This window comes from Mycobacterium sp., assembly GCF_032159765.1.
In the GTDB taxonomy this organism is placed as follows: domain Bacteria; phylum Actinomycetota; class Actinomycetes; order Mycobacteriales; family Mycobacteriaceae; genus Mycobacterium.
Map to the genome: position 1 here is coordinate 1 of NZ_JAVHWM010000153.1, position 21,422 is coordinate 21,422.

Annotated in this window: 22 protein-coding genes and 1 pseudogene; 8 read left to right on the plus strand and 15 right to left on the minus strand. The window is 66.4% G+C overall.

Annotated elements, in window-relative coordinates; genetic code table 11:
- From QOH60_RS18665 to guaA, 3 genes are all read right to left on the minus strand, one after another.
- Window positions 1-454, minus strand: a 454-nt coding sequence (locus tag QOH60_RS18665; RefSeq protein ID WP_526423087.1) for a Y-family DNA polymerase, incomplete at its 3' end; no start/stop codon positions are given.
- 4 nt (window positions 455-458) lie between these two features.
- Window positions 459-1,118 (minus strand): DnaE2-dependent mutagenesis accessory factor ImuA', encoded by a 660-nt coding sequence (imuA', locus tag QOH60_RS18670; RefSeq protein WP_526423089.1) that lies wholly within the window; start codon window positions 1,116-1,118, stop codon window positions 459-461.
- Between the two features lie 114 nt (window positions 1,119-1,232).
- Window positions 1,233-2,801, minus strand: a complete 1,569-nt coding sequence (gene guaA / locus QOH60_RS18675; protein WP_526423091.1) for a glutamine-hydrolyzing GMP synthase — start codon at window positions 2,799-2,801, stop codon at window positions 1,233-1,235.
- Between the two features lie 142 nt (window positions 2,802-2,943).
- On the opposite strand from guaA, the gene QOH60_RS18680 reads away from it, so the two are divergent.
- From QOH60_RS18680 to QOH60_RS18690, 3 genes are read left to right on the plus strand one after another with little or no spacing between them, the layout of a single operon-like run.
- On the plus strand, window positions 2,944-3,999 hold the full coding sequence (locus QOH60_RS18680; protein WP_526423093.1) for an ATP-binding cassette domain-containing protein: 1,056 nt from the start codon (window positions 2,944-2,946) through the stop codon (window positions 3,997-3,999).
- Window positions 3,980-4,843 carry an ABC transporter permease gene (locus tag QOH60_RS18685; RefSeq protein WP_526423095.1) on the plus strand — a complete coding sequence of 288 codons (864 nt, stop codon included), beginning with the start codon at window positions 3,980-3,982 and terminating at the stop codon, window positions 4,841-4,843. The genes QOH60_RS18680 and QOH60_RS18685 overlap by 20 nt, the downstream gene beginning before the upstream one ends.
- Window positions 4,844-4,874: 31 nt before the next feature.
- On the plus strand, window positions 4,875-6,698 hold the full coding sequence (locus QOH60_RS18690; RefSeq protein WP_526423097.1) for a hypothetical protein: 1,824 nt from the start codon (window positions 4,875-4,877) through the stop codon (window positions 6,696-6,698).
- Between the two features lie 9 nt (window positions 6,699-6,707).
- On the opposite strand, the gene QOH60_RS18695 is transcribed toward QOH60_RS18690, so the two are convergent.
- From QOH60_RS18695 to guaB, 4 genes are all read right to left on the minus strand, one after another.
- On the minus strand, window positions 6,708-7,013 hold the full coding sequence (locus tag QOH60_RS18695; RefSeq protein ID WP_526423099.1) for a hypothetical protein: 306 nt from the start codon (window positions 7,011-7,013) through the stop codon (window positions 6,708-6,710).
- Window positions 7,014-7,069: 56 nt separating this feature from the next.
- A complete protein-coding gene (locus tag QOH60_RS18700) occupies window positions 7,070-8,806 on the minus strand; it encodes a GMC oxidoreductase (RefSeq protein WP_526423101.1) in 1,737 nt (578 codons plus the stop codon).
- 63 nt (window positions 8,807-8,869) lie between these two features.
- Complete coding sequence (locus QOH60_RS18705) at window positions 8,870-9,997, minus strand: GuaB3 family IMP dehydrogenase-related protein (protein ID WP_526423103.1); 1,128 nt, start codon at window positions 9,995-9,997, stop codon at window positions 8,870-8,872.
- Between the two features lie 111 nt (window positions 9,998-10,108).
- Window positions 10,109-11,674 carry an IMP dehydrogenase gene (gene guaB, locus QOH60_RS18710; RefSeq protein ID WP_526423105.1) on the minus strand — a complete coding sequence of 522 codons (1,566 nt, stop codon included), beginning with the start codon at window positions 11,672-11,674 and terminating at the stop codon, window positions 10,109-10,111.
- Between the two features lie 169 nt (window positions 11,675-11,843).
- Between guaB and QOH60_RS18715 the strand changes: the two genes are divergently transcribed.
- Window positions 11,844-12,248, plus strand: coding sequence for a DUF5319 family protein (locus QOH60_RS18715; protein WP_526423107.1), 405 nt, complete (start codon window positions 11,844-11,846; stop codon window positions 12,246-12,248).
- Window positions 12,249-12,258: 10 nt separating this feature from the next.
- Here QOH60_RS18715 and QOH60_RS18720 read toward each other — a convergent pair whose 3' ends face one another.
- The 3 genes from QOH60_RS18720 to QOH60_RS18730 all read right to left on the minus strand — a co-directional run bounded on the left by QOH60_RS18720 (window position 12,259) and on the right by QOH60_RS18730 (window position 14,693).
- Window positions 12,259-13,251, minus strand: coding sequence for an anti-sigma-D factor RsdA (locus tag QOH60_RS18720; protein WP_526423109.1), 993 nt, complete (start codon window positions 13,249-13,251; stop codon window positions 12,259-12,261).
- Window positions 13,244-13,822, minus strand: a complete 579-nt coding sequence (locus QOH60_RS18725; RefSeq protein WP_526423111.1) for an RNA polymerase sigma factor — start codon at window positions 13,820-13,822, stop codon at window positions 13,244-13,246. Before QOH60_RS18725 ends, QOH60_RS18720 begins: the two co-directional genes overlap by 8 nt.
- A gap of 82 nt (window positions 13,823-13,904) precedes the next feature.
- Complete coding sequence (locus QOH60_RS18730) at window positions 13,905-14,693, minus strand: hypothetical protein (protein WP_526423113.1); 789 nt, start codon at window positions 14,691-14,693, stop codon at window positions 13,905-13,907.
- Window positions 14,694-15,068: 375 nt separating this feature from the next.
- On the opposite strand from QOH60_RS18730, the gene QOH60_RS18735 reads away from it, so the two are divergent.
- Window positions 15,069-15,359 carry a WhiB family transcriptional regulator gene (locus QOH60_RS18735; protein ID WP_526423115.1) on the plus strand — a complete coding sequence of 97 codons (291 nt, stop codon included), beginning with the start codon at window positions 15,069-15,071 and terminating at the stop codon, window positions 15,357-15,359.
- 78 nt (window positions 15,360-15,437) lie between these two features.
- Here QOH60_RS18735 and QOH60_RS18740 read toward each other — a convergent pair whose 3' ends face one another.
- From QOH60_RS18740 to QOH60_RS18750, 3 genes and pseudogenes are all read right to left on the minus strand, one after another.
- On the minus strand, window positions 15,438-16,358 hold the full coding sequence (locus tag QOH60_RS18740) for an LLM class F420-dependent oxidoreductase (RefSeq protein ID WP_526423117.1): 921 nt from the start codon (window positions 16,356-16,358) through the stop codon (window positions 15,438-15,440).
- A 64-nt stretch (window positions 16,359-16,422) separates the two neighbouring features.
- Window positions 16,423-17,880, minus strand: a complete 1,458-nt coding sequence (locus QOH60_RS18745; protein WP_526423119.1) for a CoA transferase — start codon at window positions 17,878-17,880, stop codon at window positions 16,423-16,425.
- A gap of 123 nt (window positions 17,881-18,003) precedes the next feature.
- Window positions 18,004-18,345 (minus strand): annotated as a pseudogene (locus tag QOH60_RS18750) (AAA family ATPase); the annotation flags it as partial.
- Here QOH60_RS18750 and QOH60_RS18755 point away from each other — a divergent pair.
- Complete coding sequence (locus QOH60_RS18755; protein WP_526423121.1) at window positions 18,344-18,550, plus strand: hypothetical protein; 207 nt, start codon at window positions 18,344-18,346, stop codon at window positions 18,548-18,550. The pseudogene QOH60_RS18750 and the gene QOH60_RS18755 sit on opposite strands and share 2 nt — an antisense overlap.
- An 18-nt stretch (window positions 18,551-18,568) precedes the next feature.
- Here the strand turns inward: QOH60_RS18755 and QOH60_RS18760 are convergent, their stop codons facing one another.
- Window positions 18,569-19,501 (minus strand): DUF5996 family protein, encoded by a 933-nt coding sequence (locus QOH60_RS18760; RefSeq protein WP_526423123.1) that lies wholly within the window; start codon window positions 19,499-19,501, stop codon window positions 18,569-18,571.
- Between the two features lie 67 nt (window positions 19,502-19,568).
- Here QOH60_RS18760 and QOH60_RS18765 point away from each other — a divergent pair, with 67 nt between their 5' ends.
- Together QOH60_RS18765 and QOH60_RS18770 are read left to right on the plus strand one after the other, a co-directional pair.
- Complete coding sequence (locus QOH60_RS18765) at window positions 19,569-19,997, plus strand: OsmC family protein (RefSeq protein WP_526423125.1); 429 nt, start codon at window positions 19,569-19,571, stop codon at window positions 19,995-19,997.
- Window positions 19,998-20,045: 48 nt separating this feature from the next.
- Window positions 20,046-20,552: a hypothetical protein gene (locus QOH60_RS18770; protein WP_526423127.1), complete on the plus strand. Its 507-nt coding sequence runs from the start codon at window positions 20,046-20,048 to the stop codon at window positions 20,550-20,552.
- Window positions 20,553-20,603: 51 nt separating this feature from the next.
- Here the strand turns inward: QOH60_RS18770 and QOH60_RS18775 are convergent, their stop codons facing one another.
- Window positions 20,604-21,392: an enoyl-CoA hydratase/isomerase family protein gene (locus QOH60_RS18775; protein WP_526423129.1), complete on the minus strand. Its 789-nt coding sequence runs from the start codon at window positions 21,390-21,392 to the stop codon at window positions 20,604-20,606.
- Window positions 21,393-21,422 lie beyond the last annotated feature (30 nt).

The window sequence follows — 21,422 nt, forward strand, 5'->3', positions numbered from 1 at the left end:
CAGCGCGCGCGGCGAACACCGCGGTGGGCAGCTGATCGGCGATGCCGGCCTGGCACTCCACTCCGGCCGCCGACACCGCGTCGATCAGTCGCTCGGCCGCGCCGGACTCGGTGCCGAAGTAGCGCGCTGCCCCGCGGACCGGCAACACCAGCAGCCCGGGCCGAAGCACCTCGGCGCGAGGCACCAGATCGTCGACTGCGGCCGTCACCGGTTCGAAGAACCGGGCGTCCCTGTCGGCGTCGGCGGTGACGACGTGCAGCTGCGGGCAGCGTGCCTGCGATTCCCGACGGCGCAGGCCGCGACGCACCCCGGCGGCCCTTGCTGCCGACGAGCACGCGACCACACGGTTGGCCAGCGTCACCGCCACCGGCGCCGTGGCGGGCAGGCCGGCGGCGGTGGCCGCGGCCACAGCGGGCCAGTCCATGCACCACAGGGCCAGTACGCGCGCAGCCATGTCATCAGGCGTGCGCCGGGCGGACACTTATTGCCGCGCGGCTATCCGTAATAGCCAGCTGGACGCGACGGATCCGGCTCGTGATCTCGTACCCGCTCACCTTCGCCGCCAGCCGCATCCTCGCCCCCTGCCAGTCGCCGCCGGCAACCAGAAGAGTGCAGTTTTTGTTGCGGGCGCGTGCGGTCACGGCCCGCGCACGGGACAGCGGCACCGAGCGGCCGCCCAGGCCGAGCACCACCAGATCCATCCCGTCCAGCAGCACCGCGGCCACCTCGATCGGGTCGGCGCCGGGATCGGGTACCAGTGCCAGCCGGGACAGGTCTGCGCCCATCTCCACGGCGGCGAGCAGACCCACATCGGGCTGGCCGACCACAGCGGCATATCCCCCGGCCGCCGTCACCGCTGCCACCACACCCAGCAGCAGAGACCTGGCGCCAGTAGTCACCACCACCTCCCCGCGCGGCAACTCCACCGGCAACGGCTCACCGTGCACTTCGAGCGTCGTCAGCAAACTTTTGGAGTCAGGAATCACCTCCTCGGCCCGATGCTGCGCGGTATGGCCGCGGCTCCCCCGTCCCGACACTGCGGCCATTTCGCGGCGAAGGCGTTCTACCTGTTCAACGCGGTCGAGACCGCGTATTTCCAGGTTCATAGCCATCGTCACAGCAGCCCCTTGCGAACCATCTGAATCATCAGTATTCGAAAGTATGTTCGATATGACGAGTAAACACCCACCCGCCGACACCGTCAAGATGGATTCACATCGCGAGAAGCGCGATTACTCCCACTCGATCGTGCCCGGGGGCTTGCTCGTGATGTCGAGTGCCACCCGGTTCACCTCGGGCACCTCATTGGTGATCCGCGTCGAGATCCGCTCGAGCACCTCGAACGGCACCCGCGTCCAGTCCGCCGTCATCGCGTCCTGACTGGACACGGGCCGCAGCACGATCGGATGGCCGTAGGTGCGCCCGTCGCCCTGCACGCCCACCGACCGAATATCAGCCAGCAGCACCACCGGACACTGCCAGATCAGCGCGTCCAGCCCCGCCGACGTCAGCTCCTCTCGGGCGATCGCATCGGCGCGCCGCAACGTATCCAGCCGCGCCGCCGTGACCTCCCCGATGATCCGGATTCCCAACCCGGGGCCCGGAAACGGTTGCCGCGCAACGATTTCCTCGGGCAGGCCCAACTCCCTGCCGACCGCGCGCACCTCATCCTTGAACAGCAGCCGCAGCGGTTCGACCAACGTGAAATTCAGATCCGCAGGCAGACCGCCGACATTGTGGTGGCTCTTGATGTTCGCTGTCCCGCTTCCCCCGCCGGATTCGACGACGTCGGGATACAGCGTGCCCTGAACCAGGAACTTCGCCTCGGACCCGCCGTCCCCCACGAGATCGCGCACCGCGCCTTCGAAGGTGCGGATGAACTCGCGCCCGATAATCTTCCGCTTGCCTTCCGGATCATGTACGCCGGTCAGCGCTTCTAAGAACCTGTCCGCGACATCGACGGTGACCAGCTTCGCCCCAGTGGCCGACACGAAATCCCGCTCCACTTGGGCGCGTTCGCCCTCCCGCAGCAAACCATGGTCGACGAACACGCACGTCAACCGGTCACCGATCCCCCGCTGCACCAGCGCGGCCGCCACGGCAGAATCCACCCCGCCCGACAGCCCGCAGATCGCGTACCCGTCGCCGATCTGCGCGCGCACCTGATCGACCAGCGTGTCGGCAATGTTCGCAGGCGTCCACGATGAATCGATCCCGGCGAACTCGTGCAGGAAGCGGCTGAGCACCTGCTGACCATGCGGGGTATGCATCACCTCGGGGTGGTACTGCACCCCGGCCAGCCTGCGGGCCTGGTTCTCGAACCCTGCCACGGGCGAGCCGACCGTGGTGGCCACCACCTCGAAGCCCTCGGGCGCCGACGTGACCGCGTCACCGTGGCTCATCCACACCGGCTGACTGTCGGGCAACCCCGAATGCAGTTCTCCACCAGCAACTTTCAGCTCAGTGCGACCGTATTCACTGGTGCCGGTGCGAGCCACCGTCCCGCCCAGGGCCTGGGCCATCGCCTGAAACCCGTAACAGATGCCGAACACCGGCACACCGAGGTCGAACAGCCCGGGGTCGAGTTGCGGTGCACCGTCTTCGTACACGCTCGACGGTCCGCCGGAGAGGACGATCGCCTGAGGGTCCTTGGCCTTGATGTCCTCGACGCTGGCCGTGTGCGCGATGACCTCTGAGTAGACCCGCGCCTCTCGAACCCGGCGGGCGATCAGCTGTGCGTACTGGGCGCCGAAGTCGACCACGAGCACGGGCCGGGCCGGTTGTGTGGCAGGTTCCGTCACGGCCCCAGTCTAGGGTCGATGCTCGCTCGGACAAGCCTCGCTCGGCGGGGCGGCACGTGCGCCGACGCGGGGAGCAAAACCATCGAAGCGATGCGTAGTCTTGCGCCGTAACCCGCGCTGCCCGACGACCGAAGGGGGGGACGTGACGGCGCTGGCTTTCGATCCGTTGGGACCCCAGATCCCAGTCGCCGGCTTGGCCGTCATCGTCATCATCTCGGCGGTGGGCCTGATCGTCTATGCGGTTCGGCCCCGTCGCGCACCGGCGCCTGTCCGTGAGCTGTCCGACGTCGCGATCGCCGCACACGGCCTCGGCAAGGCGTACGTCAAAGGCACGCCCGTGCTCACCGACGTCAGCTTCCAGATCCGTACCGGCCGCGTCGTCGGGCTCCTCGGCCCCAATGGCGCCGGGAAAACCACCCTGCTGGCCATGATCACCAGCCTCGTCATCCCGACCGACGGCGAGGCGTACGTGTTCGGCCATCTCGTCCACCCAGGCGCAGCGGTGTTGAGCCGGGTCGGTATCGCACTCGAGCGGCCCGCGCTGATTCCGCACCTCACCGGCATACAGCTCTTGCGGAGCACGTGGGCCGTCACGGGCCGGCCGAAAGCCGACGCACACATCGACACTGTCGCATCGCTGACCGGTCTCGGTGATGCGCTGCAGCGCAAGGTATCCGGCTACAGCCTCGGTATGCGGCAACGGCTTGCGCTGGCGCAGGCCATGCTGGGTCTTCCCGACGTGCTCTTGCTCGACGAACCCGCCAACGGGCTCGATCCTGCCCAGGTGCGCGAACTCCGCAAGACACTGCGTGACTACGCGGCCAGCGGACGCACCGTGGTGCTGTCGAGTCACGTCCTCTCAGAGGTCGAGAAGATCTGCGACGAGATCCTCGTCGTGCGCGGAGGGCGACTCACCCTGTCATCGACGATGGAGGGCATACCCAGGCCGACCCTGCGACTCGACCTTGGGGGGTCCGCCGGGGCCGACGCCGCGCAGGCGGCTCTCGAGCGGCGTGAGATCGCGTTCTCGCGAACGGCAGACGACTCGATCGAGGTGACCATTACCGACCAATGCTCGATCAACACGGTGTTGCGGGCACTGCTTGACGACGGATGCGAAGTGGTGGGCATCGAACCCGGCACGACGTTCGAGGACGCGTACTACGCGGCGGTGGCGGATGACCAATCTCATCAATGACGGTGCCGCGCCTGGCTTTTCGCCTCGCCGGGCGCTGAAGGCTGGGGTCGAGTTCCGTCGACAGCTGTCACGGCCGTCGATGCGGGTCGCGTTGATCGCGATGGCCGTGCTTCCCGTCGCGCTGGCCGCATCGGTCATGAAGGGGAAGTTCGCGGCGTCCTTCGACGCCCACTACCTCAGCGACATCGCGACGACGAGCGGGGCGAACTTCATCGTGTTCGCGTTGTTCACCGGAAGCCAGCTGGCCACCCCACTGCTGGTGTCGTACGTGTTCGGTGAGTCGATCACCCGTGAGGCACAGTGGTCGTACTTGCCGGTGCTGCTCACGACCCCGGTGGGGCGCGGACAGTTGTTGCGGCAGAAGGCCATTGCGTGCGCGCTGGTGTGCCTGATCGGCCTGCTGTTGTATGCGGCGGCCGCCGCTGTCGTCGGGCTGGCGATGTTCGGCACCGGCCCGCTGGTTCCGGTCAGTGGCCCGCACATCCCGCTGGCACAGATGCCCTGGCGATTCGCCGCGATGCTCGGTTACATCGCGTGCTACCTGACGTGGATTGGTGCTCTGGCGATGCTGCTCTCGGTGCTCGCCGGCGACAACGCGGTCATCTCCGTGGTGGGCACCGTCGCAATCACGTTGATATCCCATCTGTTTGGCGGCCTGTCGACGCTGGCACGTACCCGCGGATTCCTGCCCACCCGCAACTTCGACTCGTGGGTCGATTTCACCAATGCCGACTTCGACCCGATACGCGTCGAGTGGGGCGCGTTCCTATCGCTGGTATATGCCGCGATTTTCAGCTTGCTCGCCTATGGTTTCTTCGCGGGCCGGGACGTCCGCACTGGTTAGTGGTCTGCATGCAGTGGAGCCGGGAGGATTCGTGAGCGATCAGCAGAACTGGGGGGAGCCGCCCTCGGAGCAGCAACCCATGAACATCCCGCCGCCACCGCCCCCGCCGCCGGGTCAGGCTGCCCCTGAGCCACCGCCGTGGCAGGCTCCTGCGCCGCCACCGCCATGGCAGGGTCAGCCTCCCTACTACCCGCCACCAGGTCAGCCCGGCTACGAACCCCCACCGCCGCCACCGGGTCAGCCCGGCTATGAACCCCCCCCGACGGCCCAATTCCCGCCTGCGGCACCGCCTTATCCGTATCCGCAGCAGCAGGGCGGCCCGTGGCCGGGCGGCCCCGCGCCGGCGCCTCGGCGCTCTCGCCGGTGGTGGTGGATCGGCGGCGCGGTATTCCTCGTCGTCGCACTGATTGCCGCGGGTGTCACGATCGTGGCGCTGCGAGGCGGCAGCGAGGGCGGCGCCGATAACCCGCAGGCCGCCGTGCTTGGCTTCTTCGCCGCCGCCGAGAAGAACGACGCGTTCGCGGCAGCGGACTTGTTGGATCCGGTGGAACAGGCCGGCGTGCGGCGCGTACTCGACAACGCGCACACCACCGCAGAAAGCACCGGATATCAGCAGGGCGGCGGACGCAACGGGCTGCTCGACGGTGTCCACATCTCCACCGACAACGTGCAAACCAGCGTCACCAATATCGGCGACGACCTGGCTCGCGTGACGATCACCGGTGGACAGCTCACCATCGGCTTCGACCCGAACAGTGCCAATGCCGGGTTGCGCGACTTGTTCGTCCGCAAGAACGAGAAGGAACGCACGTGGACCGCTGAGGACCTGAACACCGAATCGCGTTCCGGCAAGACGCTGGATCCGGCGGTGATGACTGTGCGCCGGTCCGACAAGTGGTACGTCAGCATCGTGTACAGCTGGGTCGACACCATCGCCCGCAAGAGCGACACCGCGCCGACGTCGGCGGCGTCTGTCGACACGGAGACGTACGGCTCACCTGAAGATGCCGCGAAGGCGTTCGCCGACGGAGTCGCGTCGATGTTGTCCAACGCCGATGTGACGGATCTGGCGAAGACGCTCTCGCCGGAGGAGGGAACGCTTGTCGCGACGTATCGAAAGACGTTGGAACGCGACCTCAATACGCGATCCGTCCAAGTTGTCGGCACCCCCAAGTTCTCCGCGGACGTCAAAGGCGACAGCGCCACGATCAAAATCGATGACCTCACGTACAAGTCCACCAACAGCAGCGGCACTACCCGCCAAGTCCGCTTCCACGACGGCTGCGTCACCGACGATCGGAGTACCGATTGCGTACACGGTCGGCGCTCGTTCATGTCAAAGGGTTTCCTGGGCAGCCCGCTGGCCGACGGTGTCGTCGCGACCAGAGGCGCCAAGGGGTGGCATATCGACCCGGTCGCGACGTACCTGGATAGCCTCAGCGAACAATTCCGCACCGCGTCCAAAGAGGACGTGGCAGTGATGTTGGCTGAGCAATTCGGAGCGCCCAAGGCCTTACTGCGGCTCGACGCGCAGGGCGAGCTGAGCATGAACAGCTCGAAGTCCGTGACGCTGAAGAAGGGTGGCAACGGGGGCGTTGGCTATGCGGTCTTTGACCTGCCGGTGAAATCGGGCGATTCGGTCACTATCGAGATGGATGCGCCTTCCGCAAGCAGCGACAACAACGAGCTGATGTGGTTTATGGCGGTGGGGCAATCCGGACGGGTCGCGAGGGACTTCACGTGGGGCTCTAGCTACACCGCGAGGGACTCGTTCACCGCGTCCACCACCGAGACTCTGAAGGTGGTCGCTTGGGGTCCCCCGGATCAGTCGATCACCATCGAGGCTCGCGACTGAGCCGTTGGTTTACCGCTTCGGCCGCAGCATCCAGGCCGGCACCCAGTGAGTCACTGAGCGGGTACGGGCCCCGTAGCTCACCGGGTAGGTGACCAGTCCCCACCAATTGCCTTGCTCGCACAGGCCCCAACAGCACAGCCGGCCGACCACGACCCTGTGCATCTGCAGGCCGGCGGGATGGTAGCGGCCGCTGCGGTGCGGCTCGCGCGGAAAGAGCGCAGCCAGGTCGAGCAGCACGGGCACAGGCGGTTCGACAGCGCGGAACGGTTCGGGCACCGGCTGGCCGCTGTAGCTGATCGCCTGCAGATCACCCACCGATCGATCATACGTTCGAATGAGTTGTCGTCTACCCCGCAGAGGCTGCAGATTCGTCAGCCGGCAGACGTGACAGGCTCGATCGGCAACCGGCGCAACGCCCCGGGCGCGTCGGCGGGCACTACCGGATGCTGCGGTGGGATCGGATCAAGACGCCGGTACGCCGCGCCCTGCCGCGGCCGCAGGTCGACCTCGCCCTTGTTGGGCCACAGCGACGCCGCCCGCTCTGCCTGGGCGGTGATCGAAAGCGACGGATTCACACCGAGATTCGCCGAGATCGACGCTCCGTCGACCACCAAGAGCGTTGGGTAGCCGTAGACCCGTTGATAGGGGTCGATGACGCCCGTCTTCGGGCTGTCACCGATCGCGGCGCCGCCGAGGAAGTGTGCGGTCAGCGGGATGTTGAACAGCTCGCCCCACGTTCCGCCCGCGACGCCGTCGATCTTCGCCGCGATCCGGCGGGTCACCTCGTTGCCGGCCGGAATCCACGTCGGGTTCGGTTCGCCGTGCCCCTGCTTGCTGTCCAGCTTGCGGAAGCCGAGTTTGGTGCGCCTGGTGAACGTCGTGATCGAGTTGTCCAGGTGCTGCATTACGAGCGCGATCATCGTGCGTTCGCTCCAGTGCTGCGGATTCAGCATGCGGATCAACCGGCGCGGATCCTGGGCCGCCTGGTCGAGGAACTGTCGCCAGCGCGGCACGTCGGTGCCCTGTGGTCCGCCACCGTCGGTCATCAGCGTCTGCAGCAAGCCCATCGCGTTGGAGCCCTTGCCATAGCGGACGGGCTCGATGTGCGTGTCGGAGGTCGGGTGGATCGAAGACGTGATCGCGACGCCGTGCGTCAGGTCCAGGTCGGGGCTGACCTCGAATTTGCCTGCGCCGACGATCGATTCGGAGTTAGTGCGGGTCAGCACGCCCAGGCGGTCGGACAGCTTGGGCAACGAACCCTTGTCGCGCATCTTGAACAGCAGCTTCTGCGTCCCGTAGGTCCCGGCGGCCAGTACCAGGTGCGTCGCGGTGAACGACTTCTTCTTCCGGCGCAACCACCGTCCGGTCGCGACGGTGTCGACGCGCCAGGAGCCGTCGCGCAGCTGCCGGAATCCGGTCACCGTTCTCATCGGAAGCACTTGCGCCCCAGCCTTTTCCGCAAGACCGAGATAGTTCTTGACGAGTGTGTTCTTGGCGCCGTAGCGACAGCCCGTCATACACGAGCCGCATTCGAGGCAGCCGGTGCGCGCGGGGCCGGCGCCGCCGAAGTACGGGTCTGGCACGGTCTCACCCGGAGCCTTCTGCCCGTCGGGCCCGAAGAACACCCCCACCGGCGTCGGCACGAACGTGTCGCCGACGCCCATGTCGTCGGCGACCTCTTTCATGATCCGGTCGGCGTCGGTGAACGTCGGGTTGTTGACCACGCCGAGCATGCGCTGCGCCTGCTCGTAATGCGGCAACAACTCGGCACGCCAGTCGGTGATGTTCGACCACTGCTTGTCGGCGAAGAACGGCTCGGGCGGCACGTACAGCGTGTTGGCGTAGTTCAACGATCCACCCCCGACGCCCGCACCGCCAAGGATCATGACGTTGCGCAGCAAGTGAATTCGCTGGATGCCGTACATGCCCAGCCGGGGCGCCCAGAGAAACTTGCGCAGGTTCCACGACGTTTTCGCGAACTCGTCGTCAGCGAAGCGCCTGCCCGCCTCCAGCACCCCGACGCGGTAGCCCTTCTCGGTCAGTCTCAGCGCGGTGACACTGCCCCCGAAACCGGAACCGATGATGAGGACGTCGAAGTCAGGCTCCATCCCGCAAGTATGAACTTACCGGCCGGTAACTCTCTAGAGAGGTGCGCCTAACTTTGCTGGGTCTCAGGAGCCGACAGTCAGCCCGACCTTCTGAAATTCCTTGAGGTCGCAGTAACCGGCCTTGGCCATCGACCGGCGCAATCCGCCGACGAGGTTCAGCGAACCGAACGGGTCGTCCGACGGCCCGCCGAGCACTTGCGCCAGCGGCGCCCGCTCGCCGACTGCGACCTGCAACAACGCCCCGCGGGGCAGCGACGGATGCGCGGCCGCCGCCGGCCAGAACCAGCCCCCGCCCAGCGCTTCGGCCGCTGCGGCCAACGGGGTGCCGAGCACGATCGCGTCAGCGCCGCACGCGATCGCCTTCGCGAGGTCGCCCGAGGTGTGGATGTCGCCGTCGGCCAGTACGTGAACGTAGCGCCCGCCGGTCTCGTCGAGGTATTCGCGACGAGCCGCGGCGGCGTCGGCGATCGCGGTGGCCATCGGCACGCTGATGCCGAGCACTTCGTCGCTGGTGGTGACGCCGCTAGTGGAGCCGTAACCGACGATGACGCCCGCGGCGCCCGTGCGCATCAGGTGCAGCGCGGTCCGGTGGTCGAGCACGCCGCCGGCCACCACCGGTATGTCAAGCTCTGAGATGAATGTCTTGAGGTTGAGCGGCTCGCCGTCGCGTGCCACCCGCTCGGCGGACACGATCGTGCCCTGAATCACCAGCAGGTCGATGCCGGCCTGCAACAGCACCGGCGTCAATGCGCGCGCGTTCTGCGGGCTGACCCGCACCGCGGTGGTCACGCCTGCTTCGCGGACACGGGCGATGGCCGCCCCGAGCAGTTCTGGATCCAGGGGTGCCGCGTGCAGTTGCTGCAGGAGGCGGATTGCGGCGGAGGGCTCCGGTTCCTTCTCCGCGGCCTCAACGATTTCGGCGATGCGCGCCTCGACGTCGGCGTGACGGCCAATCAGCCCTTCCCCGTTGAGAACTCCCAATCCGCCGAGCCGGCCCATCTCGATCGCGAAGCCGGGCGACACCAGTGCGTCGGTGGGGTGGGCCATCACGGGGATCTCGAAACGGTAGGCGTCGAGCTGCCATGCCGTGGACACGTCCTGCGACGACCGGGTGCGCCGCGACGGCACGATGTTGATGTCATCCAGCTCGTAGGTACGGCGGGCTGTCCGGCCCATGCCGATCTCGACCATGTCGCGCACTGTGTTAGCCCCCGTTCTCCGCGAAATTCACGTTATGTCGCGAAAGTTCGAGTGGCAGCCTGCATAACGTGAATCTCGCCGCGATGCTCATTGGAGTGTGCCCTAGTGGGCGTAGTAATTGGGCGCTTCGACGGTCATCGTGATGTCGTGCGGATGGCTCTCTTTGAGCCCGGCCGCGGTGATCCTGACGAATTGCGCATGCTGCAGATCCTCGATGGTGGCCGCGCCCGTGTACCCCATGGCCGCGCGAAGGCCCCCGGTAAGTTGGTGAATGACCGTGGCCAGCGGGCCGCGGAACGGCACGCGGCCCTCGATGCCCTCGGGCACCAGCTTGTCCTCGGAGAGCACGTCGTCTTGGAAATAGCGGTCCTTGGAATAGGACTTCTTCTCCTCGCGGCCCCGCATCGCGCCGAGTGATCCCATTCCCCGGTAGCTCTTGAACTGCTTGCCGTTGACGAAGATCAGCTCGCCGGGCGCTTCGGCGGTGCCGGCAAGCAACGAGCCGAGCATCGCGGTCGACGCGCCCGCCGCCAGCGCCTTGGCGATGTCACCGGAGTACTGCAACCCGCCGTCGGCGATCACGGGAACACCCGCAGGAGCGCAGGCCGCGACGGCCTCGAGGATTGCGGTGATCTGCGGTGCACCCACGCCAGCGACCACGCGGGTGGTGCAGATCGAGCCAGGGCCGACACCCACTTTCACGGCGTCGGCGCCCGCATCCACAAGTGCAGCGGCGCCGCTGCGCGTGGCGACGTTCCCGCCGATCACCTCTACCCGTTCGCCGGCTTCGGCTTTCAGCTTGCCGACCATCTCCAGCACGAGTCGGTTATGAGCGTGCGCGGTGTCCACGACGAGTACGTCGACCCCGGCGTCCACCAAAGTCATTGCGCGCGACCAGGAGTCGTCGCCGGTTCCGATCGCGGCGCCGACCAGCAGCCGACCGTCGCTGTCCTTGGTCGCCAGCGGGTGCTGCTCGGTCTTGACGAAGTCCTTGACGGTGATGAGTCCGGTGAGCCGGCCGTGTCCGTCGACGATCGGCAGTTTCTCGATCTTGTTGCGCCGCAACAGTCCTAGCGCGGCGTCGGCGCTGACGCCCTCGCGGGCGGTGATCAACGGGGCCCTCGTCATCACCTCGGACACCCGCTTGTTCATGTCAACCTCGAAGCGCATGTCGCGATTCGTGATGATCCCGACGAGCGCGCCGTCGTTGTCGACGACGGGCAGCCCGGAGATCCGGAACCGCGCGCACATCGCGTCGACCTCGGCAAGCGTGTTGTCCGGTGAGCATGTCACCGGGTCGGTGACCATGCCGGCCTCGGACCGCTTGACCATTTCCACTTGGCCGGCTTGCTCAGCGGCCGACAGGTTGCGGTGCAGCACGCCCATACCACCGGCACGGGCCATCGCGATCGCCATCCGCGCCTCGGTGACGGTGTCCATCGCCGAGCTGACCAGCGGCACCTTCAGCCGGATCCTCTTGGTCAGCTGGCTGGACGTATCAGCCGAGCCCGGCACCACGTCGGAGGCGGCCGGCAGGAGCAGGACGTCGTCGAACGTGAGCCCGAGCATCGCGACCTTGTTCGGGTCATCGCCTCCGGTGGGCACGGGAACGTCGAACTCGAGGTTGGCAGCCGAGTTCACCGTGGTACGACCGTCTGTGATCGACATTTTCCAGAGGCCTCCATCGGTGGCGGGGCTAGGTGTTCATCCTATCGGCATCGGCCGGGCGGCCGACCCCGGCGACGCGCCTGGCAGCCCCGTGATCAGCCGCTTGCGCGACCCGTTTCAGACCGGTAACGGCTGGCGAAATGTCATATCGGCTGCGTACTGTAGAGGCGTGCGCGACCACCTCCCGCCGGGTTTGCCGCCCGATCCCTTTGCCGACGATCCGCTGGATCCGTCAGCGGCGCTCGATGCGATCGAGCCGGGCCAGCCGCTGGACCCGCAGGAGCGCACTGCGGTAGAGGCCGACCTCGCCGACCTTGCGGTGTATGAGGCGTTGCTGGCGCACAGGGGTATCCGCGGCCTGGTGGTCTCATGCGATGAGTGCCAGCAAGACCACTACCACGACTGGGACATGCTGCGCGCGAATCTTCTGCAGCTCCTGGTCGATGGCACGGTCCGGCCGCACGAACCCGCGTACGACCCGGAACCGGACGCGTACGTGACCTGGGATTATTGCCGCGGCTACGCCGACGCCTCGTTGAATGAGGCGACGTCGGAGTCCGACGGGTATCGCTGACCTTCAGCTTCTAGCGACCAGCCGGCGCCTGTGATGGCGTCGGCAACGGCTTGGCCTCCGGCGTCGGCTGAGGCTTGGCCTCCGGAGTCGGCAACGGCGCAGGCGCAGCAGTCGGCGTCGGCAACGGCGCAGCAGTCGGCGTCGGCAACGGCGCAGGCGCCCCAGTCGGCGTCGGCAACGGCGTAGGTACCCCGCTCGGCGTCGGCAACGGCGTAGGTACCCCACTGGGCGTCGGCAACGGCGAACCCGACGGGCGTGGCGACTCGCTCCCCGGCGAGGTCGGAGACGACGGCGATATCAGCATGTTCGTCTCAGGCGCCGACGTCTGCGACGGCGGCGTCGGCGACACCACGACCGACGGCGGAGCCAACAACGTCAACGGTGAGGACGTGCTGCCCGGCGGCAGGGCCGGCGCCGGCTCGCCCGCCGGGGGGACCGTGGCCTCGGGATTGCGCTCAATCACCTTGACCGCCAACGTGTTGTACTGCTCTACGAGCTGCTGCTGGTTCTTCACGTTGTCCACGCTTTTCACCTGCGGACCCAGCTTCACCAGCTTCTGCTGGGCCTCGTCCCACTTGCCCTGCTGCACCAACTGCTGCACCTGTGCCAGCTCTGTCTGCGCAGCCAGCGTTACCTGATCGTCGCGGGTGCTCGTCGCCTCTCCGAAGAGCGCGGAGCGCAGGCCGTACAGCGAATCACCGGGCTGCGCGTCGTAAACAACTGCGCCGAAGCCGCCCAGACCCAGCACCGCGGCCGCCGCCGCCCCGACGACAGTCAAAGCAATGCGGTTGCGGCGCGGCGGCCGTTGTGCGCCAGCCAGTGCGGCGGCCGCCTGCTCCAACGTCACCACGTGCGAATCCGGCTGGCTGCGTACACCATCACGCCAGTCACCCAACATGGCCGACAGCGGGTCCACCGGCGACATCCGGGCGCCGACCGCCAGCGCGTCAACGAAGCGGTCGCTGCGGATAATCGCGTCGAATTCGGGGTCGTAGTTAGACATAGTCCTGCTCCGCCCCGATGATCTCCTGGCGCAATCGCGTCAGCGCGCGGTGCTGAGCTACCCGGACTGCACCCGGCGAGCTGCCGACGGCTTCGGCCGTCTCATCTGCGCTCAGCCCAACCACCACGCGCAGCACCAGAATCTCGCGCTGCTTTTCCGGCAGGATCTGAAGAAGTGCGGACATCCGAGCCGACGACTCCGCGTCCAGCGTCATTTGTTCGGGCCCGGCCTCGAAGGTGGGGCGCTCGGGGAGCTCTTCAGTGGGCTCGGCACGGTTGCGTCCGGCTGCGCGGTGGGCGTCTGCCACCTTGTGAGCCGCGATGCCGTACACGAAAGCCAAGAAGGGCCTCCCCTGCTCCCTGTAGCGAGGCAACGCCGTGATGGCGGCCAAGCACACCTCCTGAGCCACATCGTCAGCTGATAGACCGCTTCGTTCGGCCGTCCCCAACCTCGCGCGGCAATACCGAACCACGATCGGACGAACGATCTCCAGCACTTCCCGGAGCGCGTCTCGATTTCCTGCCACCGCTTCAGCAACGACAGCATCGAGGCGATCTCCCGAATTTGTCATCGACGAAGGGGTCCTTAACGTTACGGGCCGGGCACTTCCCGGTCACTTAGCGACAATAACGATCCAACAACGTTCGACGCCGTCAGCGATGCCAGACACCACCCGCGCGGCGCACGAACTCGGCGCTGGCGTCGCGGATTGCGATGGCGTCCTCGCGCTCGACGTCGGTGTCGGTGATGTCGGACAGCAAACTCGCCGCGGCCCATCGCAAGGGAACCAACGCATGCTGCTCGGTCAGGGACAGTACGTGCCATGCCGTCTCGCGGGCGTGTTCGATCTGCCCGGCGCAACACAAAGCTGCGCTATGCACCAGCTGTGACTTGGCTCGATGACGCATCGACGGCTGGCGGTCGGCCAATTCGGTCGCGTGCTCGGCGTGCGCGATCGCGGTGACGCCGTCGCCCTGGGCCATCGCCAGCTCCGCGGCCACCCACTGCGAGCGAATCGGCAACCGGGCGGGCGCAAGCGACTCGTCGAGCACGTCGCGTGCTCGCTCGAGCAGCGCCCCCGACGCCGCGAAACGTCGGACACCGAGCGCGTCTGCTGCCAGGCCGAGCAGCGCATCGACGCTGGCTTCCATGTCAGAATCCGCGACCGCCAACGCCCGGCCGTCCCACGCCCTGGCGGCGTCGTGCCCGCCCAGCTGGCGGACGAACGAGCCCTGCGTGCTGAGCGCCAGTGACGCCAACGGGCCACGACGCTCGACCCGCTGCACGGCTCCGAGCTCTGCCGCGGCGATCGCGTAGCGCCCGAGCCCGCCGGCCGCAACGGCGCGCAGCCATCGTTCTCGCGCACTGGTGGCCGTCGTCAGCGGCCACCGACCGGGATCCGCGCCGAACGCCGCGTCTTGCAGCGTCTCGTACGCACTCATCGGCGCTTTCTGGTCTGAGCGGAGTTAACACTTTGTGGTGTGGATGTTAACGCCATGTCAACCGCCTACTGGGTGGTGCGAATTCGCGCGCGACACCGCGGTGGCCGAACTGCGCGAACTCAGCCCGGCCACCCAACGGGCCCGCCAGATACCACGCTGAGCGTTTCCGCCGCGTCGCATTAATGAACACGAGGTTAAATCCGGGACGGAAGTTATGTGGTTCAGCACACGACGTAAGTATTGACGGGCTTTGTTAAGCACACCTAGTTTGTGCACACGAGCAGTCATCGGCGACTTCTTTCGGATAGTTCCACAACTCACCGTCTAATCGGGCCGCTTAGAAAAGCCCAATTGGACTCGGCGAGAGGGGTTTTCATGCCGCAGCCGCAACAGCTACCCGGACCGAACGCTGACATTTGGGACTGGCAGATGCATGGCCTGTGCAGGGGCGTTGATTCGTCGATGTTTTTCCATCCCGACGGCGAGCGGGGACGTGCCCGTGCGCAACGGGAGATGCGGGCCAAGGAAATGTGCCGGCGTTGCCCGGTGATCGCGCAATGCCGCTCGCATGCGCTCGCCGTCGGCGAGCCATACGGCATCTGGGGCGGCCTCAGCGAGGCTGAGCGCGAACTGCTGCTGAAGCGGGGTATCCGCCGCACCGCCTAGACATCAGCCGACACGCAAAAGCCCCCGGTTCTAGCGCGGAGCCGGGGGCCTTGCGTTGCTGCGTGATTGGCCGCGCCATCAGGAAACGAGCTGCTTCAGCGCGTCCCCAACCTTGGTGATGACGCCAGGCGTGTAGCCGTGAGTGGGCAGGTTGACGATCACGCCGTCGACTCCGGCGTCCAGCACATGGGTCTTGATCTGCTCCGCGACCTGCTCGGCCGTCCCCCGCACCGCACGACCGCTAATGGCCTCGGCGACATCGCGTCGGGTGGCATGGTCGTCGAGCACCACGGTGAGCAGCGTCGAGGTCTCCAGCGTCGAAGGATCGCGGTCGGCTTCGGCGCAGCGCTGCTTGAGCACATCGAGCTTGTGGGGAAGTTCTGACATCGGTGTGATCAGGTTGAGGTGATCGGCGTAACGCGCGGCAAGCCTGAACGTCTTCTTCTCGCCGCTGCCGCCGAGCATGACCGGGATGTGGTCGCGGTAGCGGGGCTCGTTGATCGCGCTCTCGGTGTGATACCACTTGCCCGAGAACGTGGGCCGCTCGCCCTGAGTCATCGGCACGATGATCTGGAGCGCTTCCTCGAGTTTCTCGAATCGCTCAGTGAACGTGCCGAATTCGAAGCCCAGTTGCCGGTGTTCGAGCTCGAACCAGCCGGCGCCGATGCCGAGGATCGCCCGGCCGCCGCTGACCACGTCCAACGTTGTGATGGCCTTGGCGAGCAGCGTCGGGTTGCGGTAGGTATTGCCGGTCACCAGCGTCGACAGCTGGATCGTCCCTGTTGTACTCGCCAACGCCCCGAGCGCGGTGTATGCCTCGAGCATCGGCTCGTCTGGTTCGCCGAGCGTCGGCAGTTGGTAGAAATGGTCCATCACCAGGACCGTGTCGAAGCCGGCGGCCTCAGCCTCCTGGGCCTGCGCCCTCACCGCCGGAAAGAGTTCGGCGACAGGGCCGCCGTAGGAGAAGCTGGGAATCTGTAGTCCGAGTCGAATGGTCACGGGCTTGTGCAACAACGGCGCGGCGCGATTCGATTCCCGCTGCCTCTGACCGTAAACCATAGAGTCAGCTGTCCTTCCATTGCGGCTTGCTGGATCCGCGCACCACGAGTACCGGGTCTTGCCAATAGGGCTTGGTTTCGGAGAACTTCACGGGTGGGGCGAGTCGAACCAGTTCCCCGTACGGGGTTTGAGCGGTAATGCTGTCCGGGGCCACGAGTTGGTGTTGCTCGCCCGTGGGCGTCGGGGCGTTCTTGTCGAATGTGCCCAGGGACATGAACCACATTGCGCAGCGGGCCAGGTTGACCCGCACGTGATAGCTGCCACCTTCCTTGGCCCGGCGGATGAGGGCGGCTTGGATGCCGGCCGCGCCGAGGTAGCCGGCGATGTAGTCGTTCATGACGTGGGTCGGGGGGAAGGCGGGGCGCTCGGGGGTGCCCTCTTCGGTGGTGAACCCGGTGACGCACAGGGCTTCCATGTCAAACCCGGCCCGGTTGTCCCACGGCCCGTCGTAGGTGTAGCAACGTGCGGAGGCGTAGATGATGCCGGGCCGACGAGCGGCCAGTTCCTCGGGCGACAGACCTAGGCTGGAAATCTTGTGGGTGCGGTAGCTTTCGACGAACACGTCTGCGCCGGCGGCAAGTTCGTAGGCCCTTTGGCGGGCTTCGGTCTGGTTGAGGTCCAGCCACGTCGAGGAGGTGAACCCGGCGCACGGGTCCTGCATCAGGGCCTCGTGCTCAAACTCTTCGGGGTGGGCTATCTGAAGCACCTCGGCGCCGTGCTCGGCTAACGTGCGCGACATAACATTGCCGGCGATGACGTGGGTCGCCGACAGCACCCGCAATCCCGACAGCGGGCGTGCCGCCGGTGTGAACGGCTCGGGATCGCTGTCGCCGATCTTGACGATTTCCACCAACGGCTTTTCGGCGAGCTGCTGGCCCTGAGGGTTGACTGCCCACTCTTCGGGCGTCCGCACGAGCGCGAAGACCAGTCCCTTATCGGCGGCGGCCTCGTCGAGTTCCAAACCGTCCCACTTGGACACGGCCTTGGCGATGCTGTCCTTGTCCGGCGAGCACCCCAGGAACGTGCACATGCTGTTCAGCAGGCCCGGGTAAGCACCCGTCGGCAGGAAGAACCGGTCGTCCTTGGTCCGGTAGAAATCGAAGCCCATCGGGTTGCCGATGAAATATGGCATCTGGTAGGGGTAGCCGTTGATCGTGGGCATGAATTTGTACATCGGGTTGATGCCGTGGATGGCCTTGCGCAGGTCAAGGCTCAGGTCTTGGCCGCGGCCGCTGCGCTGGCGCCAGATATCGGCGATCCCCGCGGCCCCGGCCATGATCGGGATGCCGATGCAGGCCCCAAGCCGATGGGCGCTCGGGAAAATCGGATCCTCGCCAACGAGAGTTATTGTGCCGCCGGTGTCTTCAGGCGACAATCCGAGATCGCTCATAACAGCGCGGAAATGTCCGTTGGCGTCGAAGCCTGTCGACGCTTTGGGTGCAACCAAACTACCGCTGCTCATGTTGGTCCCTTTCAACTTTCGAAGGCGCCGTGGCTGTCATGCCATGACTGTCGGCCGTCAGGGACCTCACGTCATTGGCGCCGATGACAACGCTGAATCCTGTTGGGTGTGGCGGAGAACACCGGCCGAGCTGCCCAGCCGGCTCAGCGCGTCGGCGTCTCCGACCGGGACCGGCGCGCAGCGTCGCCATGAACAGCGAGAAAACGGCACCGTCTGCTGATACTCGAACGCCTCACCGAACAGGGTGCCCACGCCGCCCTTGTCGGCCAGCGCCATCACTTCGGTCAGCAACCGACTCTTCCCGATGCCGGGCGGCCCCTCGATGACCAGGATGCCATCATGACCCTGCGCCGCCGCCGTCAGCAGCGCGCCAATCACCTTCAGCTCGCCCGCACGGCCCCGAATCGGCGCAGTTGCGGGGGTGCGGAGATGCGGGGGCGACGAGCGAGTATTGTTGGCCGACATGGGCATCGGGCGTGGGAAGACCGAACACAGTGGCGCCCATACCTCGTCGGCCGGCGATGGTTACTGGGGGACGCACGACGAGGCGAAGAGGTTCGCGACTCCTGCCCGCCGACGCGATGAAAGCGAACAGATTCGACGCGAACTCCACGAATGGCTGGTTTCCGACGACGACGCTGACGACGTGGACGTCGAAACGGCCAAGTAATCCTGCCAGATGCGTTCGCTATCGCTGGCGTAGCCGGTTGGGGTCCTCTTCGAGCACGGCGCGATCCCACGAAGCGAGCGCGGCGGCAGCCTCGTAGGTGGTCTGCAGAAAACGCGCGACCGCGTGGTCGGGGTCGTCGGCGGTGCGAACCGCTTCGTAGGGCAGCAGGAACTCCCCGTCCTGCTCGCTGAAGTAGGCGGCCTCGGGCTCGACTGGGTGGTCGGCGAAACCGTCGGGTTGCGGATATGCGTAGCAATAGAACGCCCCTTCCTTACCGCCGCCCGGCCAGAACCCCGCGCTGCTCAGCTCGCGGGAGTACCCCTCCTCCATCACCCAGTTCGGGCAGTTGGGCGCGCCTCCCGGATGCTCGGGCGCCGACCGCCCGGAAAACCGGGTACACGCCAAATCCATGGCGCCCCAGAAGAAATGCACCGGGCTGACCTTGCCGACGAAGGATGCCCGGAACTGGGTCAATACACGATGTGCCTGCACCAGCTGGCGCCAGAACGCGCGCACAGCGTCGGGATCGTAGGCGGCATGCTGATAGTCCTCGGCGAACGGCACAGCTGGGTCGACCTCGTTGGGGCGAGCCACAATGTGTGAGTCGATGCCCAGACTATCGAGTGCCGAGAGCGTCTCGCCGTAGAACTCGGCGACCGGCTTGGCCTCCAACGGCACGGTCCGGTGACGGCCGTCGCTGTGGCGGATCGCGAGAACACTTGTGACGAAGTCGAATTCCATGTCGAACACGGCATCGTCGGAGGGCATCGCGCCCGTGGTGAGGCCTCGGGGGGTGACATAGAGCGTCACCTGCCACCAGTGGTTGATCAGCGGCAGGTGCACCAGGCGGATCTTGCCGACGATCTGCAGCCACATGTGCAGGGTTTCGCGGGTAGACGTCCAGTCATCCACCATCAGGGACGGCCATTGATCGGCTCGTGCAAGGGCCATAGGAAATCCTTCCGTCAGGCGATATTCTCCTCGACCATCGCCTCGACGTCACGAACAAGGAGCCGCCATGATCGAAGGCCTGGTGACTGTTACCGAGGCGGGTTCGGGGACGTATACCCAGCAGATCACCGCCGGGCGACACCAGCTCGTCGCCGACGAGCCACGCCCGATTGGCGACGACGCGGGGCCAACGCCGTACGATCTACTGCTTGCCGGGCTCGGGGCGTGTACCTCGATGACGGTGCGGATGTACGCCGAGCGTAGGGGCTGGCTGCTCGAGCGGGTTCGAGTGACGTTGCGGCACTCGCGCATCCACGCAGAAGACTGTGCCCATTGCGAGACCGCCAAGGGCTGGATCGATCACATTGATCGCGACATCGAGTTGACGGGCGATCTCGACGACACTCAACGGCAACGGCTGCTGCAGATCGCCGAACGTTGCCCTGTTCATCAGACCCTGAACTCCGAGATCGACATCGCCACGTCCCTGCAGTGATACGGCCGCCGACGTAACGACGGCCTTGTCACGCACGAAGAGGGAAATATGCCTAAAACGCGCAGTGGTGCGATAACCGCTCTTGGCGCCGCACTTTGTGTGTTGGCGTATCCGACCGCCCTCGGTGTCGCCCCGGCTCAAGGCGCCCCGGGGCCTGACACCTGCCAGCCGGCCAGCGCGGGTGACGCGTGCACCGCGACACTGACCTCGGTGACCGCGAACAGCACCGACGGGACGATCACCGGGACGCCCGTCGGTGGCGGGGCTCCGGTTACCCTCGCGGGGCGGGCCGAGGCGTACCTGAAGTCGGTGGGGTTCGGGGATCCGCCACCGGACCCAGTCCAACAATGGGATGCGACGATCGACAGGGTCACCAACGTCGACCCCAACAGCCCGGATTGGTATGGCAACGCCAAGGCCAGAGCGTTCATGCCCAGGACCCTGAATGACCTGGCCACCCGATTTCCCCCCGACGTCATCGTTGTCCGGTTCGTGCCTGACGACAGCCATCCGGGGTTGTTCACGCTGATATCGATCCAGCCGACAGCTCACTAGCCGCAAGCGAAGATCGTTGGCCAACACGGGAATTGGGCGGGGGAAGACGGGTCAGCGGCCCTCGAACACCGCCGTGCGGCGCTCCAGGAAGGAGCTCACGCCTTCGGCTGCATCTCGGCTTCCGAAGACCTTCTGATTCCAGTCGAGCAACACCTGTGCGGCGGCGTCGCGCGACGCTCGCTCGGCGGCGCGCGCCGACGCAAGCGCCGCTTGCACCGCGAGCGGCGCGTTGGCGGCGATCAGCCGCGCAACCTCGACGGCCCGCTCGAGATGCTGTCCTTCGGGCACGACTTCGTTGATCAACCCGGCAGTCAGCGCGGCCTCGGCGTCGAAAAGCTCGGCCGTCAGCAGATACCGCATGCCGGCCGCGCCGAGGCGCGCGGGTAACCGAAATGTCGCTCCGCCCAAGGGAAAGATCCCTCGCGCGACCTCGAGTTGAGCGAAGCGCGTGCCCTCTGCGGCCACCGCGGCTTGCGATGCCAACGCGAGTTCGATCCCGAGCGTGTTGCACCTGCCATGCACCGCAACGACGATCGGCTTTGGACAGGGTTCGCCGAAGAAGTTCCACGGGTCGTAGCCGCCGTCGGGAAGCAGGGCGCCGATATCGGCCGAGGCGACCAGCGGAGCCACCGACGCAAGATCGAGCCCGGCCGTGAACAGCCGGCCGTGCCCGAAGATGACGCCGACTCGGAGGTGATCCGTGTCCGCCAATCGTCGGCACGCACGCGACACCGTCTGGATCACTTCCAGATTCCAGAGGTTGTGGGCGTCGGGGCGGTTGACTCCGATGAGGAGCAGCTGGCCGTCTTCTTCGATCGTTACAACATCCGTGTCAGTCATGGTCTAACCGTGACACGACCCAGGCTCGGG